Origin of the sequence: Arthrobacter oryzae (genome assembly GCF_003634095.1) — a bacterium.
Lineage (GTDB): Bacteria > Actinomycetota > Actinomycetes > Actinomycetales > Micrococcaceae > Arthrobacter > Arthrobacter oryzae.
In genome coordinates, this window is sequence record NZ_RBIR01000001.1 from 905,029 (window position 1) to 922,437 (window position 17,409).

Sequence of the window (17,409 nt, forward strand, 5' to 3'; positions counted from 1 at the left end):
GTGGAGGACACAGCCGGCTTGCTCATTATTAATGGAACCGGGGCAACCGTGGATGTGGCGGCGGCCGCGACTTTTCCGGCCCGTACCTGCGAAACCGCGGCCGCCATGCCCAGCGGCGTAACCAGTAAATCTGCCGGTCCGAGCTCCGAACAGCGAGGTGCCACCATGTCACCAAAACGCGAACCACGGTTCTGGAAGCGTGAAAATGCTTCCTTGATCGTCCTGGGCATCGGCATTCTCTTGGTACTGATCGCCGCCGGGATAGTTGTATGGGTTATCAATATTGCCCCGGTCATCTCTCGCATCACAGGATCCTAGGGGAACGGGGGCTCGCTGGAGCCCCCGGCTGACCTACGCCAGTGAACTCGCGGAGGCGGTGCCGGCTGTGACCGCCGCGCGCTCTTGACGCGGCCTTGGCCACAAGCGTATACAAGGGCCATCCCGGTGTCGTCGCGGGGGTTACGACCGCAAAGCAATCGCGGGCAGCCCGGGGCCGTCTTTGTGAACCACGACGGAGCAGCGAAGTGAGGTGTGAGCGATGACCGGATTGGCTGCCCTCCGGTTCGTGGCGCTCGGCTGGGCAGGCTTCGTCGCCGCGGAAGTAGGGATCGCGGACGACTGGGGGTACTACTTCGGCGTTTTCGTGGTTGTGCTGGCCCAGTGCGCCGGCGTACCGCTTCCCGCCGTGGCCGTACTGCTTGGGGCCTACGCCTCGGCACGCCATGGGGATCTGAACCTTGCTACCGTCATCGCGGTCGGCAGCCTGGGCGCCATGCTCGGGAGCACGATTGGCTATGTGCTTGGGCGGGTGGGAGGTCGTCCGTTGTTGCTGCGGCTTGCGAAGCGCTTCCACGCCGACGAGAATCGCATCGCCCAACTGGAGTCATTCTTCGAGCGGCACGGCGGCTCAGCCTTGTTCTTCGGCCGCTGGGTCATTGTCGTGCGGCTCTGGGGAGCCATTGCCGCGGGCGCTGCCAAGATGCCGTGGCCCAAGTTCCTGCTTTGGACTATCACAGGGTCCATTGCCTGGGTCGCGAGTCTCAGCGTTCTCGCCTATCTGGCCGGAGCCGTAGCCCTTGCCATCGGTGACGCTCTCGACATCGGCGGCTGGGTACTGGTCCCCTTCGTCGTGCTTGGCCTGGTGCTCGTCTGGCGCCGGCGCCGACGCCGGAAGCTCAAGCCAGCCGAAGGGCCAGGGGACGCCCTGCCCGACGCCGAATGAAGCCGCGGCCAGCTGCCCCGCGCGGGATCAACCCGGCCCCCACACTTGATCCCCCGGCCCCTGCATTCCCGGCTAGACGGCTGTTCCTCACTGCCCTAGGAGAAATTATGAAGTTGACCGGCAACACCATCCTCATAACGGGCGGTACGTCCGGCATCGGCAAAGGCTTTGCGCAGCATTTCCTGGGACTTGGCAATACGGTCATCATCTGTGGACGTCGTAAGGATCGCTTAGAGCAACTCAAAGCCCGGAACCCGGGCCTCGCAACCTTCCAATGCGATCTGACGGACGCGGCGTCTCGGGAAAACTTGGTTCGGCACGTCATTCAGGAATGCCCCGACCTGAACATACTTATTAATAATGCCGGCATACAACTGACGGCTGACCTGGCCAAGCCGGTCGATTTGGCGGCGGTGGAGCAGGAAATTGCAACAAACCTGATTGCTCCGCTGCATCTGTCGTCGCTCCTGGTGGAGCAGCTCAGGGCCCGGCCCGAGCCGTGCATCGTGAATATTTCCTCCGGCTTGGCCTACACGCCCCTCGCGTTTATGCCGGTCTACTGTGCCACCAAAGCGGCCGTTCACTCTTGGTCACTCTCATTGCGTAAGCAGCTTGAAAAAACCGGCATCGCCGTCTACGAGATAGCGCCCCCGTCAGTGGATACCGAGCTTGGCCACGAACGGCGCGAGGATAAGAGTCAAACCCATGGCGGTATGCCAGTGAATGAATTTATTAGTGAAGCGTTAAAGGCCCTGGAAAATAATGTTTTGCAAGCAGCCATTGGCCCGGCGGCCAGCATGATGGATCAAAGAGATGCATTATTTGAGCGACTCAATTCTCACTTGTAAATAGGTGCAGTCAGGCCTAGGACTGCAGAAATGGGCCGGTACCGGCCGTCGGCATCTCCCGGCAGCTAGACGACTCGGTCGCGTCGGGCGAAGGTCAGGTGGATGACACCGCTGGGTGAGGGTGCTGCCTCGATGTGGAATCGTTGCTCGAGTCCCTCGAGACCGTCCCAGAGTCGTTCGCCGCGCCCGAGAAGGATCGGGACAAGAACGATGTGCATCTGGTCGATCAGGTCGGCCTCAAGGAACCGGCGGATCGTGGTGACGCCCCCGCCGATTCTCACGTCGAGGTCGCCGGCGAGGGCGCGTGCCTGTTCGAGCGCCTCGGCGGGCTCGGCGTCCACAAAGTGGAAGGTGGTGCCGCCGTCCATGGTCAGTTGCGGCCGTGGGTGGTGGGTGAGGACGATCACCGGGGTGTGGAAGGGCGGGTTGTCGCCCCACCAGCCCTGCCACTCCTCGTCGGCCCACGGGCCGCGCTGAGGCCCGAACTTGTTGCGGCCCATGATTTCCACGCCGATGCCGGAGGACCATCGGCTTGCGAAGGCTTCGTCGATTCCATTCGAACCTTCGCCCTCGCCTGGGAGCCCCATCTGCCTAAAGGTCCGCGTCGGAAAAGCCCACTCGACCAGGCGCATCCCGGCGTGCCCGAAAGGTGCGTCCAGCTCCTGCCCTTCACCGGTACCGAATCCGTCAAGCGAGACGGAGAAGTTGTGAACGCGAACGAGTGACATCGGGCTCCTTGGTCGTGGTCATGGTCGGGCGGCGGAGGCGGCGGGCGAAACGGTCAGCCTCAACCGCTTACAGTCTGCACCCGCTGCGCCGACCGTAGCTCAGGTTGCAGCTGACCTGCAAGCAGTTCAGGGAGGCGCATGGCGCCGGAGCGAATCCGCAACCCGGCAGCAGACGGATCTATACGCGCATGGCAGGCTCATTCAGGGAAATCCGGGGGCGCCCGATATGAGCTCGGGGCCTGAGCGAGTCGCCCCAGCGTCACAAACAAAGAAAAGCTCGTGAAATTCTCGAATTGTGAACGTTTCCGGGAGGTTACTTCCTTAGCCCTTCGAGTCCTAAGCGAGTACCTCAACTCGATTCACGGGTACCACTGGATCCCTGCCCTCAGCAGAGCCACTGACGTCAGACCCTCTTCCGGACGTGTGAAACAGGTGCGTAGCCCCTTGGACAACCGCGTGACGGCGGTCGGAATGCGCAGGTAGCGACTACCCGGTTGCTCCCGCTGCAAGGTGTCGTACTTTTTTGTCACCAGCCCCTTGGCTGATAGCCGGAATCCAATATTTCGGCCTTGGTCCGTAGACGGACCCCTCCGACGCCACCGCATAGACACAGGCGCCAATTCCATCTTGATGGCAACTTCCACACATCTGATTAGGGGTAGAAATGCGTGTTCTAGTCACCGGAGGAGCGGGGTTCCTCGGCTCCCATCTGTGCGAAACATTACTGAAGCGCGGCGATTCCGTTGTCTGCGTCGACGATCTCTCGACCGGCCGGCGGGACAACTTGGCGAAGTTCGCAGACCATCCAAAATTTACTTTTGTGCAGCTCGACGTCAGCACGGCCCTCAACATCAAAGGCCGGCTGGACGCGGTAGCGCACCTGGCCAGCCCGGCATCACCGCCGGACTACCACCGGCTCCCGCTAGAAACACTGGCCGTGGGCAGTAGAGGCACCGAAAATGCCCTGAAACTCGCGGAGAGGAAGACAGCCCGTTTCATCCTGGCCTCCACCAGCGAGATCTACGGGGACCCCACTGTCCATCCCCAGAATGAGCAGTACTGGGGCAACGTCAGCTCTATCGGCCCCCGCAGCGTCTATGACGAAGCCAAGCGTTTCGCCGAGGCCCTCTCCATGGCCTACTCCCGCACCAGGGGGGTCAACGTAGGGATCGTGCGCATCTTCAACACCTTCGGACCACGGATGCGCGCAGAGGATGGACGCGTCGTCTCCAGTTTCATCGCCCAGGCATTGAACGGGGACCCCCTGACAATCTATGGCGACGGCCAGCAGACCCGCAGTTTCTGCTATGTGGACGACCTGATCCGGGGCCTGGTGGCCATGATCGACAGCAACGAAACGGGTCCCATCAATCTGGGAAACCCCGTTGAACGTACCGTGCAGGAATTGGCCGAACTGGTCCTGGAGATTACCGGTTCTTCCTCGAACATCGAATTTCACCGGCGGCCCGTGGATGATCCAACCCGCCGCCGCCCGGACATCAGCCTCGCCGCAAAGGTGCTGGGCTGGCAGCCTCAGGTCTCCACCGAGGAGGGTCTGGAGCAGGCCATCCAGTATTTCCGCTCCCACGCCGGCGAAGTGTCGGCCGCAGCCGCGGAAATCGCCGGCGCCCAATTCGAAGGGATGTCCCAAGCCTCGCATCAGGCGGCGCCTTCGGTCATGGCCGAGCCTGCCTAGCCCCCGACCGACCACCAACTGCGGTCTGTTCGGCCGCACACGCGTTCTTTAGGAGACCAGCATGCGTATCACTGTGATTGGCACAGGTTATCTGGGCGCTGTACACGCCGCCGGCATGGCAGCCTTCGGCCACGATGTCTTGGGTGTGGACGTCGACGCCGCGAAAATTGACCGTCTCGCCCACGGAGTGGCCCCTTTCTACGAGCCGGGCTTTCCCGAGTTGCTGCGGGAGAATCTCGACTCGGGTCGGTTGCGGTTCTCAACGTCACTGGAGGAGGCGGCCGCGTTCGGCGATGTTCACTTCATCTGCGTCGGTACTCCGCAGAAGCCCGGCTCCACTGCCGCGGACATGAAATTCGTTGACGCCGTCATCGAGGGCATGGCACCGCATCTGCTCCGTCCGTGCCTCATCGTGGGCAAGTCCACCGTGCCTGTCGGAACGGCGGCCCGGCTCACGGACTTGGTCGCGCGGCTCTCCCCGGTGGGAGGACACGCACAAGTGGCGTGGAATCCTGAGTTCCTGCGGGAAGGGTTCGCTGTCAATGACACCCTCCACCCTGACCGGCTCGTCGTCGGAGTGTCCTCATCCGGGGCCGAGGCGACGCTGCGGGAGGTGTACGCCACCATCCTTGAGGCCGGCACGCCGTACGTCGCAACTGACGTGGCTACTGCCGAACTGGTGAAAGTCTCAGCCAATGCGTTCCTGGCAACCAAGATCTCATTCATCAATGCCATCTCCGAGGTCTGTGAGTCCGTGGGGGCAGACATCGTCCCCCTTGCTGCGGCGCTAGGCCACGACGCCCGGATCGGCAACCGATTCCTCGCCCCGGGCGTGGGCTTCGGCGGCGGTTGCCTGCCAAAGGACATCCGCGCCTTCCTGGCCCGCGCCGAAGAGTTGGGAATCGACGAAGTCCTTGGATTCCTTAGAAACGTCGACGACATCAACGTCAACCGGCGCCGGAGCGCCGTTAATCTGGCCCGCGGGATGCTCGGCGGCTCCCTCAGGGACAAGCGAATCGCCGTCCTGGGCGCCGCCTTCAAACCCAACAGCGACGACATCCGGGACTCGCCGGCGCTCAGCGTCGCCAACGCCCTCCAGGGTCAAGGGGCCCAGGTCCGCGTCCATGATCCCGAGGCAATCGAAAACGCCCGCGCCGCCTACCCGTTGCTCAACTACACCTCCGAGGTCCACAAAGCCTTCGAAGGCGCGGAGTTGGCAGTTCACCTCACAGAGTGGCAGGAGTACCGGGACCTCGACCCGCTACACCTCGCCACGCTCGTGACCACACCGCACATCCTCGACGCCAGGAACGCGCTCGACATCGACCACTGGCGCGCGGCCGGGTGGACGGTTCGGGCCATGGGCCGGCCGGCCAGATAGGCCAACACGACAAGGAGGACGCACCATGAATAAACCCACAGCCCTGGTCACCGGCGGGGCCGGCTTTATCGGCAGCCACTGCAGCCTCGACCTGATCCTCAATGGCTACGACGTCGTTGTAATCGACAACTTCATCAACAGTTCACCGGCAGCAATTGAGCAGGTGCAGCGCGTTACCGGAGGGCACATCACCCTCCACGACGTTGACCTGGCCGACCAGGCGTCCCTGCGAGAGGTCTTCCAGATTCATCGCGTCGACGTCGTCGTTCATTTCGCGGCGCACAAGGCCGTGGGGGACTCCATGAATCGGCCGTTGGAGTATTACTCCAACAACGTCACCGGACTGCTCAACCTCCTTAACGCCATGGAGGAGGCGGGCGTCAGGCACTTGGTGTTCTCCTCGTCCTGTTCCATCTACGGGGACGCGAAGGAACTGCCGCTGACGGAAGATTCACCCGCACGTCCGACGAACCCGTACGCGCAAAGCAAGTGGATGTGCGAAAAGATCCTGGCGGACCTGTGCAGCCGGCACGCGGAATGGTCCGTCACCGCGTTGCGCTACTTCAATCCGACCGGCGCCCACGAAAGCGGCGAAATCGGCGAGGACCCAACCGGCATCCCGGGAAACATCGTGCCCTTTCTGACCCAGCTCGCCGCCGGCCGCCACGACGAATTGCACGTGTTCGGTTCCGACTACCGCACCGTCGACGGGACCGCCGTCCGGGACTACATCCACGTCATGGACGTGGTCGAAGGTCACCGCCTGGCACTCGAAACCGGCCCCCTCCCGGGATTCCGCCGCTACAACCTGGGCACCGGCGTCGGAACCTCCGTCCTGGAACTCATCCGGGAATTTGAGAAGGTCACGGGGAACACCATCCCCTATCGCATCGTCGGTCGCAGGCCCGGCGATGTGCCCGAGCTTGTTGCCTCCCCGGCACTTGCCAATGCCGACCTCGGTTGGACGGCCCGCCGGAACCTCACCGAAATGTGTCGGGACGCCTGGAACTTCCAGGAAAAGCACCCGAGCGGATACGCGAGCGCCGCCATGAGCGGGGGTGGAACCACATGACCGCGAAGACGGCGGCCGCGCTGGTCCAGCCACAACCTCCCGGTTCGGACACGAATCGCGTCAGTCCCAAGGCGCCACGCCGCAAGCATTCCGGGGCTGTCGCTACCAGCACCATCGTCACCTCCACGCCCCACGGTCCGCTCCTCTCCGGTCCGCGCGCGCCGCGGCTGGCGGACAACAAGGAACTCTACGTTCCGGTCCTTGCGGCAGGACGGCGAAAGCTGATTGCCGCCCTGACCCTCGGATGGTGTGTCGCGTTCGCCGCCTTCTGGTTCTGGTGGCTGGAGCCCGAGCACAACGTCGGGTGGCCGGGTCTGGTGCTCAACTCGGTGCTGCTGTTCTATCTGTCCTATCTGCCCAGTTATTTCCTCATCGCCGTGAACCGGCTCCGGCAGATAGATCCCGCACTGCCGATCCCCGACGTGCGGGTCGCGTTCGTCGTGACCAAAGCCCCGTCCGAACCGTGGGACGTAGCGCAAAAAACTCTCTTGGCGATGCTCGATCAGGAATTTCCACGCCCCTACGACGTCTGGCTCTGCGACGAGGACCCGGCCCCGGAAGTCCTCCAGTGGTGCTCAGACCTGGGAGTCAGAGTCTCTACCCGGCGCGGAATCGCCGACTACCATCAACAGCAGTGGCCCCGGCGGACCATGTGCAAAGAAGGCAACCTAGCCTACTTCTACGACACAACGGGATATCAGGAATACGACGTCGTGGCGCAGCTCGACTGTGACCACGTGCCGGCAAAGAACTACCTTGCCGAAATGGTCCGGCCCTTCGCCGACCCGAGCGTGGGCTACGTGGCGGCCCCCAGCATCTGTGACACCAACGCCGCCACCTCCTGGTCCGCCAGGGGGCGGGTACACAAAGAAGGGACCTTTCATGGCCCGTTCCAAGCCGGGCATGTCGGGGGCCTTGCCCCGCTCTGCATCGGGTCCCACTATGCGGTGCGTACGGCAGCGCTGAAGGACATCGGCGGGATCGGCCCGGAGCTGGCAGAGGACTTCTCCACCAGTTTCCTCCTCAATTCCGCCGGCTGGCAGGGGGCCTTCGCGCACGACGCCGAGGCCCACGGGGACGGGCCGCACACCTTCGCGGCAAAGGCCGTACAGGAGTACCAGTGGTCCCGCAGCCTGGTGGTGCTGCTTCTGGAGACACTCCCCCGCCACCTGCACCGGTTTCCCTGGCGGCTCCGGCTGCGATTCATCTTCGCCTTGTCCTACTACCCGCTGCTGGCATTGACAACCATCGCGGGGCTGACGCTGCCTGCCGTTGCCGCCGTGACCGGTGTCCCTTGGGTCAACGTCAGCTACATTGAGTTCCTTGTCCGCTGGGCGTTCATCTCGGTGTGGCTGGTACTGATCACGGTCCTGGTCCGGCGGTGGGGCCTCTTACGTCCCCGGGAAGCCCCCGTCATCAGCTGGGAAAACTGGCTCTACACCCTCGCCCGTTGGCCCTTCATCGCCAGGGGCGTCCTTGCAGCCGTCCGGCAAAAGATCCGTCCACGGGCAGTGGAGTTCAAGGTCACGCCCAAAACCCGCGGCAGCTTCGAGCGGCTGGACTTCAGGCTCCTCACCCCCTACTACGGCATATCGGTTGTCTTGAGCGCAGCAGCCCTGACGGGTGAAACACTCACCGCGGCCTACGGCTACGTCTTCCTGTGCCTGCTGGCTGCCCTCTCCTACGCCGTCGTGGCCTTGGCCGTCCCCCTGCTACACGCCAGTGAAAGCGCCGCGGCGGCGAAAGCCCCATTCACCTCCGCCATCCGGGCGACCGTCGCAGTCCCCCTTGCCATCACGGCGGCAGTCTGGATACCCCTTCTCGTCGCCATCGCACAGTTCCCGCCCTTCATCCGGCCCTTCCTGATCTGAGATCTTGGAGATTCAGGAGCAGTCCAGGCCGGTTCAACCCGAATCGGTCTGGACTGTGACCGTCCCCTTCCGGTGCCGCTCCGCACCCCGACGAACGGTTCCGCAAAAATGCCCCCCATGAAGACGCAATGGCTGAACGGACGCATCCGCATGCTGCCGTGGACGCTGCCCTCCCTGGTCGCCACGTCCGTCGCGGTCCTGGGAATCATTGTTGCAACAGCAGCCATCACGCGCCCTGCCACCTCACCGGAGCTCGAGATCCGTGGCGCCGACATCTCCTTCACACTCCAGGAGGAAGCCAACAACCAAATCCTCAGCGCCAACGGCCAGACGGCCCCGCTGGAGACGATCCTCGCCCAGCACGGCGCCAACTACGCCCGGCTCCGCGTCTGGGTCAACCCTCCCAAGGGCACCAGCGATCTGGTATCCGCGCTGACACTCGCCCGCCGCGCCCACGCCGCCGGTCTTCACATACTCCTAGACTTGCACTATTCGGACTCCTGGGCGGACCGGACCACCCAGCAAACACCGGCGGCATGGCAAGGACAGACTCTGGAGCAGCTTCGCAGCACCGTGGAAACGTACACCCGCGACGTCGTGGCGGCGTTTGCACGGCAGGCGACCCCCGTCGCCATGGTCCAGATCGGCAATGAAACCACCCATGGGATGCTCTGGCCCACCGGACAGATCTACAAACAAACCGGGGAGGACTGGACCGGATATGCCGAGCTGGTCAAGGCCGGCATTCGCGGGGCGAAGGAAGCAAGCCCCGGCAACAGCAACATTCCACTGATCATGCTGCACTCCGACACCGGCGGAGACCGAGGAGCTTCGACCTACTACTTTGACCACCTGCGGCAACAGGGAGTCACGTTCGACGTCATCGGGTTGACCTACTATCCGTTCTGGAACGGCTCCCTCGCCAGCCTTCAAGAAAACCTGCTTGTCCTGGCCGACCGCTACTCCAAAGACATCCTTATCGCCGAAACCGCCTACCCATGGACCCTCTCCAGCGGCGGCGGCGTCCAAAGCGTCGTCACCTCCCGCGACGCCCTCCCGGACGCAGCCGCTTACCCTCCAACACCGCAGGGACAGGCGCACTTCTTTGAAGCCCTCAACCAGATACTGCGCGAAGTCCCCAACGGCCACGGGGTCGGGTACCTGATCTGGGAACCCGGCTGGCTCCCCGGGGTCCCGGCAGACGCCCGCACCGGCAACTCGCACAGCAACCTCACGCTCTTTGACTGGTGGGGCCACGGGCTACCGGCGCTGGACGCCTTCCGACCGACGGGAACCGCGGGTCCGTGACCCGGCCGAAACCCCGCACCACCACGCCGCCCGCGACCAAAGGCACAGCGGTCCCCATGACCAGAGCTGCCCTGCACACGTCACCGACTCACATGAAGGAGATCTCATGCGCAAAGCCGTTATCCCCGCCGCCGGTCTGGGGACAAGGTTCCTGCCCGCCACCAAAGCCATGCCTAAGGAAATGCTGCCCCTCATTGACCGGCCCGCGATACAGTACGTCGTCGAAGAAGCCGTCCGGGCAGGACTGACCGATATCCTCATGATCACTGGAAGGAGCAAGCGGGCCCTGGAAGACCACTTCGACCGCGAGCCGTTCCTTGAAGACACGCTCGAAGCCAAGGGCGACTACGCCAAGCTGGCCGCCGTCCGGCAGTCCTCCACGCTGGCCGATATCCACTACCTGCGCCAAGGCGACCCAGCCGGTCTGGGCCACGCCGTGCTCCGCGCCCGAAAGCACATCGGCAACGAACCCTTCGCCGTCCTGCTCGGCGATGACCTGATAGACGAACAGGACGGGATCCTCGATGAGATGACCAGGCTGCAGGAGCTCACCGGCGGGTCGGTGATCGCCCTCATGGAGGTCGAACCGTCACAAATCAGCGCCTACGGCTGCGCCGATGCCCTCCCCGCACCGGGCGGACACCTACAAGTGAGGAGACTGGTGGAGAAACCGGGTGCCGCGGCAGCACCGTCCAACCTGGCCGTCATCGGCCGCTACGTGCTGCACCCGCGGATCTTTGACGTCCTGGCCCAAACCCCGCCCGGACAGGGCGGCGAAATCCAGCTGACCGACGCACTTCAAACCCTGGCCACAGCGGACGGTCCGGGATCCGGGGTATTCGGCGTGGTCTTCCGGGGACGGCGCTTCGACACCGGCGACAAACTCAGCTACCTCAAGGCCGTCCTTACCCTCGCCCTCGAACACCAGGATCTCGGTGCCGGCATGCGGGACTGGCTGGACGGGATCATGGCCCCGTCTCTGCCATAAAGGCACGGCCGCAGCGCATAGTTGCACCGGGCATTCCTGGACTGGCTGCTCGTCTAGCCTCCGTGGGGAACTTGGCCGCCGCGGAAACGGCTCAGTCTGCCGCAGTCCCAGGCCTCCGGGCTGATACGTCGTCGGTCCGGCCGGGCCACACGCGTTCCGCCAGTGCGAGGACCGGGAGCAGGGCCGGGTTGTCCGAGGCCCCGCGCCAAGCCATCCGCAGATAGATCGGCAGGGTCTCGTCGAGCACCCGCAGGAAGTGCACATGCGGGTCGGTTACGTTCTCAGCCACGGAAGAAACCGTCAGGGAGCACCCGACTTCGGCGCCCACCAAGGCCATGGCCGTCCATGAATCGGGCGCCCTTTGCACGATGTCGGGATCGAACCCGGCTCCGAGGCTGAGCCTGCGCAGCCGGTCGCCGAGGACAGAGCCCTCGTGCGGGGGAAGTGCCACGAACGGCTCCCCAGCAAATCCGCCGTCACGGCAAAGCTGCCGTGCCCCGGGATGCTGACCCGAAGGCCTTCGGCGGCCGTCATGTTCTGCACCTCAGGCGGCTGATCATTTGTGCTGGTGGCTCAGGTCCGGGTGTCCCCCGGCCTCTTTGTCGAGGGAGGGAACCGGTACGGGGGTGGTTCGGATGGACATGGTGTCCAGGTTCGGCAGTGCGTGGCCGAGCCTGTGCTCGGCGGCCAGCACGATCTGATCCGCCGCCGTGAGGGCCATGTCAGCGACCACGATGGCGGCATTGCCCTGGAGCCGGTGGCCGACCCACCGCAGCTGGAGCGCGGAGACGCTGAGGACTCCGGGCGTTCCGGCCAGAGCCGAGCCGGCACGGTCCAGGAGGTCAGGCTCAATTCCGTCCATCAGCCGGCGTCCGATGCTCTTGATGGTTCCCCAGAGGAGAACGATGATGGCTGCGGCGATCAGGAGGCCCACGATCGGGTCGGCCAGGGGGAAACCGGCCCACACCCCGAGGACGCCCAGGACTACCGCCAGCGAGGTAAACCCGTCCATCCGGGCGTGCACCCCATCGGCGACCAGGGCCGCGGAGCCGATCTTTCGTCCGATGCGGATCCGGTAGATGGCAACGGCCTCGTTGCCCGCAAAACCGATCAGGCCCGCGACGGCGACCCACGCCAGATTGGTGAGGGGATGGGGGTGGATGAGCCGGTCGACGGACTGCCATGCGGCAACGATGGCCGAGAGCGCCACGACGCCGACAATGAAGAGACCGGCGAGGTCCTCGGCCCGGCCGAATCCGTAGGTGTAGCGCCGTGTGGCGACCCGGCGGGAGAGAATGAACGCGATCCACAACGGCACGGCGGTCAGGGCGTCGGAGAAGTTGTGGATCGTGTCTGCGAGCAGCGCCACCGAGCCGCTGAACAGCACGACGATGAATTGGAGAATGGTCGTTCCCAGCAGGATGAACAAGCTGATTTTCACGGCCCGGATCCCGTGCGCACTGGCCTCGAGCGCGTCATCGATGGAATCGGCAGCATCATGCGTATGCGGGACGAACAATCCGTAGAAGAACCCCTTGATTCCCGTGGGGTGCTCATGTGAATGCCCGTGGTCATGAGAATGCCCATGATCATGCGGGTGGCCATAGTCAGCGGCATGACCGTGGTCATGGTCTGGGTGATGGTCATGGCCGTGTTCGACGTCGTGGCCGTGACCGTCCGTACCGGCGTGCCCGTGATGAGGGTCGTGAGGGGTGCTCAATGCTTTTCCGCGCTTTCCGTGTGGTGATGGCGGGGAGTGCCGCCAAGGGAATGTTCGGCTTGAAAGATCGCGTCGGAGACGAGCTGACGTGCGTGCTCGTTCTCCAGCCGGTAGAACACCCGGGTGCCTTCCTGGCGTGTGGTCACCAGCCGGCCCAGGCGCATTTTGGCCAGATGCTGGGAGACGGCGGCGGGAGACTTATGCACGAGTTCAGCGAGCCGATTGACCGGCAGCTCACCCTCACGGAGGGCAAGAATGATGCGAATCCGTGTCGCGTCGGCAAGCATCGCGAAGACCTCCACCGCGAGTTCCACGAATTGGCTGTCCGGCTCGCGCCCGCAAATCTTATTATCTGCATCCATACGTAGATTCTTCCACACCGGCCCGCTGCGGTGAGACATGCGCGGCGGGGCTGACCAGGCAGTCGCCCGACCAGCCCCGCCAGGCGCTACAGGCCGAAGCCGGGAGGGGCTCACATTTGCACAGCGTGGAGCTTGGGGTGTGTCAGGACATGGCGCTTCTGGGGTAGTGATTTGCAAGAACCGAGAGCGTCAGTCTGTGGTGGCCGCCGGTGCGGTGACGGGTTCCTCAACGTAGTCCCGGGTCTGGTGACTGCTCAGGGCCCAGAATGCCAGGGTGATCGCTGTAAGGGCGGCCCCGCCGGTCATGACTGCGCTCCATCCGCCGAGCTGCCAGAGGGCAGCCGCCAGTGCGGATCCGGCGGCTCCGCCGATGAAGTTGCTCACCACATACGCGGTGTTGAGGCGGCTGCGGGCGCCGTGGTCCACTGCGAGGACGCGGATCTGGCTCAGTGTCGCTATTGCCCGTGCGGCGATGTCGAGCAGCACGATTGCCACGAGCAGGACGATGATCGAGCCGGCCCCGATGCCGGCGATGAGGAAGCAAAGCAGGGTCAGCGCCAGAGCGGCGCTGATGGCACGGGTGGACCAGCCGCGATCGTGCAGGCGTCCGGCGCGTTGCGCCGCGATGGCGCCGGCGATTCCGGCCAGGCCGAAGAGCCCGATCGTAGTGACGGAGTACGAGTACGGCGGGGACGCGAGCAGGAACGTCAACGCGGTCCAGAAAAGCGTGAGGACGCCGAATCCTGTTCCCGCCACCAACAATGCCATCCGGACAGAGGAGTGGCGTTTGATCACGCCGAAGATCGAGCCGAGCAGGGCTGCATAGCCCAGAGTCGCCCTCGGAGCCAGCGGCGGGATGCTCCGGCGCAGGAGCGCGGCCGTTGCGAGGGCCAGGACCGCGGCGACGCCGTAGGTCGTCCGCCATCCGAATGCCTCGGCGAGGAAACCGCTGATCGTGCGGGAGGCGAGGACTCCAATCATCAGCCCCGAGGCGACCGTGCCGATCGCGTGGCCGCGTTTTGCCGGTTCTGCGAGATCTCCCGCCAGCGGGGTCAGCAACGGCCCGGACACCGTGGTCAGCCCCACGAGAACCAGCGCCACGAGCAGTACCTCGAACGTCGGGGCGACTGCCGCAGCGGTAAGGGCGGCCGCGCACAGGAGCATCATGAGGGGCAGGAGGCGTCGACGGTCCAGTACATCACCGAGGGGAACGATGAAGAACGCCCCGACGGCGTATCCGATCTGTGCTGTTGTGACGAGCAAGCCGGCGGCCCCGGATGAAATCCCGAACGACGAGCCAATGTCCTGCAGAAGCGGCTGGGCCCAATAGAGGTTGGCGACGGCGGCGCCTCCGGCCACCGCGAAGACCAGGATCATGGCCCGGCTGATACCTGCAGGTGCGTTGGTGGTTGACATCAAAGTTGTCCTTTTGCTCTTTCGGATGTGAGGCCCCGACGTGGCGGGCAATGGCGCTGTCGCGGCCGCGGTGCTGATGGATGTCATTGGGTGATGGATCTCCGTCGCAGGGCCGTGTTCGGAGCCAGGATCGCTCCACCCATTCGACGATGCCGTACCTGCCGGGTGCGCGGTAGGACCTGGCGAGACATGGTCTGACAGGTCCTGTTTCGCACCCTGCGAAACCCCTAACGTCGAGGAGGCGGGTACTCCGCACACCGTCCTCTTCCGAAGGAGCGTTCCGTGAATGCCACGACCACCGTCTCGTCCGCGCCGGCGCTCCGTCATTCCCGGGCTGCGCTGTTCGCCGCCGTCACCGGCTTCTTCGTCATCACGCTCGACGCCGTCGTAGTCAACGTCGCGCTCCGCCAGATCAGTCTGGACCTCGGCGCGACAATAACCGGCCTGCAGTGGATCGTTGACGGCTACACCCTCTTGTTTGCGTCATGCCTCCTTTCCGCCGGGGCGTTCTCCGACCGGATCGGTGCTCGGCGCGCCTACGGCATCGGCATGGCAGCCTTCGTCATCACTTCGCTGGGCTGCGGGCTCGCGCCCACCGTCGGCGTGCTGATCCTGGCCCGGATCCTGCAGGGAACAGCGGCCGCGGTGATGCTGCCGGCGTCGATGGCGCTGATCGGCGAGGCCTTCCCGGACCCGGCGAAGCGGGCACGCGCCGTCGGCATGTGGGCGATGGGCGGGGCCCTCGCGTCAATCTCCGGGCCCGTGCTCGGCGGGCTCCTCTCCCTCGTCGACTGGCGGCTGATCTTTCTGATCAACCTCCCGGTCGGCGCCGCGGCGCTGATCCTGCTCGGGCGCGTCCCGCGTTCGGCGCACCGAACCGTTCCCGTCGACTGGGCCGGCCAACTCACCGCCTTCGCCGCCATGGGTGCCCTGACCTACGGTGCCATCGAGGCCGGCGCGGCCGGGATCACGGCCCCGTTGACACTCATCGCCTTCGCTGCCGCCGGCGTCGCCGGCGCGGGCTTCGTCATAGCCGAGCGCCGCGGACCGCACCCCATGGTTCCGCTCCCGCTGCTGCGCGACCGCACGATGGCCGTCTCGATCGGCATCGGGTTCTCGTACATGGTCGGATACTTCGGCCTGCCCTTCGTGATGAGCCTCTACGCACAACAGGAGCGCGGCCTCTCCCCCGTCGAGACGGGCGCGCTCTTCGTTCCGATGATGCTCGGCGGCGCGATCCTGACACCGTTTATCGCCAGGCTCTCCGAACGCCTCGGCGCACGCACACTGATCATTGGCGGACTGACGCTCATGGCGGCAGGACTCACCGTCATCGCGCTCCTGCCGGGCGGGACGCCCATCTGGGTCCTCGCCGCCGTGATGATCCTGGTGGGCCTCGCCGGCCCGCTCGTCATCCCGACCATCACAGCCGTTCTGCTCAACAGCTTCGACAGGCAGCGCGCCGGCACCGTGAGTGGCATCTTCAACACCAGCCGCCAGATCGGCGGCGCGCTCGCAGTTGCGGTGTTCGGATCCTTGCTCGCCCGCTCCACGACATTTCTCCAAGGCTTCTCCACCAGCCTGCTGATCGCCGCCGGCCTCGCCCTCGCCATGTCCGTCCTCGCGACCCGTCTGCCGCGGCGATGAACGACCGTAAGCACTGGGAGGACCTGACAGGTCCTGCCAGGAATCACGGAACCGGGCCTACCCTTAAACTTATGGATTCCCGCGCCGAGATCAGCAGCTTCCTCACCTCCCGCCGTGCCAAGCTCACCCCGGAGCAGGCCGGCGTCCCGCTCTACAGCGGGGCCCGCCGCGTTCCCGGCCTACGACGGGAAGAAGTCGCCCATCTCGCCGGGGTCAGCGTGGACTACTACGCACGGCTCGAACGCGGCAAGATCACCGGAGCATCGCGCGAAGTCATCGAGGCAATAGCCCGCGCCCTGCAGCTCGACGAGGACGAACGCGACCACCTCCTGGACCTCGCCCGGCTCACCCAGGGCCGTGCCCCGCGCCGGAAACCCTCCACCCGCACCACTGTCAGGCCTGGCATCCAGAGCGTCCTCGACTCCATCGATGCCCCGGCGTTTGTGCAGAATGCACGCCTGGACCGCCTCGCCTCCAACCGGATCGGCCGCGCCCTGTATTCCCTGCCCGAGGACGGGTCCCGGGACCGCTTCAACTACGCGCATTACTTGTTCCTGGACTCACGGGCCCCGCGATTCCACCGCGATTTCGACACGGCCAAACACAACGTCGTCGCGCTCCTCCACGCCGCAACAGCCCGGGACCCTTACGACAAGGAGCTGATCCAGATCATCGGCACCCTTTCGACCCAAAGCGAGGAGTTCCGCTCTCTCTGGGCCTCCCACGACGTCTTTCGCTACCGGTCCGGGGCGAAAATGCTCACGCACTCCGCCGTCGGCGACCTCGAGTTCGGCTACGAATCATTCGAGCTCTCCACCGACCCGGGCCTGGTCATGCTCGTCTACACCGTCCAGCCCGGATCCGCGACGGCGGACGCCATGCGAATACTCGCCAGCTGGACCGCCCCCGCCATCCCCATCCACTGAGCCAGTCGCCCGCAGAGAACGGAACCTGAGTTAAAGCTGGTCGAATCAAGGACGATGCCTGTGACTTAGAGCTCTTCGCTCGTTCCTTGCCAACGCTCCCCCACTGTCCTGCAGGGTGCAGGCAAGTTCCGAAGACGGAGGGACCGGCTGCGCTGAACATGTCAGCGCTGCCGGTCCCTGTAGGTGTGCTCCGGCCGGTCATATAACACCGGCCAACGCGATCA

General features: G+C 64.8%; 16 protein-coding genes and 1 pseudogene. 12 read left to right on the forward strand and 5 right to left on the reverse strand.

What is annotated here, in order from left to right:
• From C8D78_RS19565 to C8D78_RS04240, 3 genes are all read left to right on the forward strand, one after another.
• Complete coding sequence (locus tag C8D78_RS19565) at positions 1 to 318, forward strand: hypothetical protein (protein WP_147429543.1); 318 nt, start codon at positions 1 to 3, stop codon at positions 316 to 318.
• A gap of 220 nt (positions 319 to 538) precedes the next feature.
• On the forward strand, positions 539 to 1,222 hold the full coding sequence (locus tag C8D78_RS04235) for a DedA family protein (protein ID WP_120950579.1): 684 nt from the start codon (positions 539 to 541) through the stop codon (positions 1,220 to 1,222).
• A gap of 107 nt (positions 1,223 to 1,329) precedes the next feature.
• Positions 1,330 to 2,070, forward strand: coding sequence for an SDR family oxidoreductase (locus tag C8D78_RS04240; RefSeq protein WP_120950580.1), 741 nt, complete (start codon positions 1,330 to 1,332; stop codon positions 2,068 to 2,070).
• A gap of 65 nt (positions 2,071 to 2,135) precedes the next feature.
• On the opposite strand, the gene C8D78_RS04245 is transcribed toward C8D78_RS04240, so the two are convergent.
• Positions 2,136 to 2,798 (reverse strand): dihydrofolate reductase family protein, encoded by a 663-nt coding sequence (locus C8D78_RS04245; protein WP_120950581.1) that lies wholly within the window; start codon positions 2,796 to 2,798, stop codon positions 2,136 to 2,138.
• Positions 2,799 to 3,462: 664 nt separating this feature from the next.
• Here C8D78_RS04245 and C8D78_RS04250 point away from each other — a divergent pair.
• The 6 genes from C8D78_RS04250 (at position 3,463) to galU (ending at position 11,114) form a co-directional block, all read left to right on the forward strand.
• Positions 3,463 to 4,494 (forward strand): UDP-glucuronic acid decarboxylase family protein, encoded by a 1,032-nt coding sequence (locus C8D78_RS04250; RefSeq protein WP_120950582.1) that lies wholly within the window; start codon positions 3,463 to 3,465, stop codon positions 4,492 to 4,494.
• A gap of 61 nt (positions 4,495 to 4,555) precedes the next feature.
• Positions 4,556 to 5,875 (forward strand): UDP-glucose dehydrogenase family protein, encoded by a 1,320-nt coding sequence (locus tag C8D78_RS04255; protein WP_120950583.1) that lies wholly within the window; start codon positions 4,556 to 4,558, stop codon positions 5,873 to 5,875.
• Between the two features lie 25 nt (positions 5,876 to 5,900).
• Positions 5,901 to 6,947 carry a UDP-glucose 4-epimerase GalE gene (galE, locus tag C8D78_RS04260; protein WP_120950584.1) on the forward strand — a complete coding sequence of 349 codons (1,047 nt, stop codon included), beginning with the start codon at positions 5,901 to 5,903 and terminating at the stop codon, positions 6,945 to 6,947.
• On the forward strand, positions 6,944 to 8,818 hold the full coding sequence (locus C8D78_RS04265; protein WP_120950585.1) for a glycosyltransferase family 2 protein: 1,875 nt from the start codon (positions 6,944 to 6,946) through the stop codon (positions 8,816 to 8,818). Before galE ends, C8D78_RS04265 begins: the two co-directional genes overlap by 4 nt.
• 117 nt (positions 8,819 to 8,935) lie before the next feature.
• Positions 8,936 to 10,126, forward strand: coding sequence for a glycoside hydrolase family 53 protein (locus C8D78_RS04270; RefSeq protein WP_208641855.1), 1,191 nt, complete (start codon positions 8,936 to 8,938; stop codon positions 10,124 to 10,126).
• 106 nt (positions 10,127 to 10,232) lie between these two features.
• Positions 10,233 to 11,114 carry a UTP--glucose-1-phosphate uridylyltransferase GalU gene (gene galU / locus C8D78_RS04275; RefSeq protein WP_120950586.1) on the forward strand — a complete coding sequence of 294 codons (882 nt, stop codon included), beginning with the start codon at positions 10,233 to 10,235 and terminating at the stop codon, positions 11,112 to 11,114.
• Positions 11,115 to 11,205: 91 nt separating this feature from the next.
• Here the strand turns inward: galU and C8D78_RS04280 are convergent.
• Both C8D78_RS04280 and C8D78_RS04285 read right to left on the reverse strand, forming a co-directional pair.
• Positions 11,206 to 11,571: pseudogene (locus C8D78_RS04280) on the reverse strand (LysR substrate-binding domain-containing protein); the annotation flags it as partial.
• Positions 11,572 to 11,670: 99 nt separating this feature from the next.
• A complete protein-coding gene (locus C8D78_RS04285) occupies positions 11,671 to 12,633 on the reverse strand; it encodes a cation diffusion facilitator family transporter (RefSeq protein ID WP_208641857.1) in 963 nt (320 codons plus the stop codon).
• A 54-nt stretch (positions 12,634 to 12,687) separates the two neighbouring features.
• Between C8D78_RS04285 and C8D78_RS19795 the strand changes: the two genes are divergently transcribed.
• On the forward strand, positions 12,688 to 12,861 hold the full coding sequence (locus C8D78_RS19795) for a hypothetical protein (RefSeq protein ID WP_208641858.1): 174 nt from the start codon (positions 12,688 to 12,690) through the stop codon (positions 12,859 to 12,861).
• Here the strand turns inward: C8D78_RS19795 and C8D78_RS04290 are convergent.
• Together C8D78_RS04290 and C8D78_RS04295 are read right to left on the reverse strand one after the other, a co-directional pair.
• Positions 12,831 to 13,196 carry an ArsR/SmtB family transcription factor gene (locus tag C8D78_RS04290; protein ID WP_120950588.1) on the reverse strand — a complete coding sequence of 122 codons (366 nt, stop codon included), beginning with the start codon at positions 13,194 to 13,196 and terminating at the stop codon, positions 12,831 to 12,833. The genes C8D78_RS19795 and C8D78_RS04290 overlap by 31 nt on opposite strands.
• Positions 13,197 to 13,385: 189 nt before the next feature.
• Positions 13,386 to 14,612 carry an MFS transporter gene (locus C8D78_RS04295; RefSeq protein ID WP_120950589.1) on the reverse strand — a complete coding sequence of 409 codons (1,227 nt, stop codon included), beginning with the start codon at positions 14,610 to 14,612 and terminating at the stop codon, positions 13,386 to 13,388.
• A gap of 282 nt (positions 14,613 to 14,894) precedes the next feature.
• Between C8D78_RS04295 and C8D78_RS04300 the strand changes: the two genes are divergently transcribed.
• A complete protein-coding gene (locus tag C8D78_RS04300) occupies positions 14,895 to 16,259 on the forward strand; it encodes an MFS transporter (protein WP_120950590.1) in 1,365 nt (454 codons plus the stop codon).
• Between the two features lie 71 nt (positions 16,260 to 16,330).
• Positions 16,331 to 17,185 carry a helix-turn-helix transcriptional regulator gene (locus tag C8D78_RS04305; RefSeq protein WP_120950591.1) on the forward strand — a complete coding sequence of 285 codons (855 nt, stop codon included), beginning with the start codon at positions 16,331 to 16,333 and terminating at the stop codon, positions 17,183 to 17,185.
• The last annotated feature ends 224 nt before the right edge of the window (positions 17,186 to 17,409 follow it).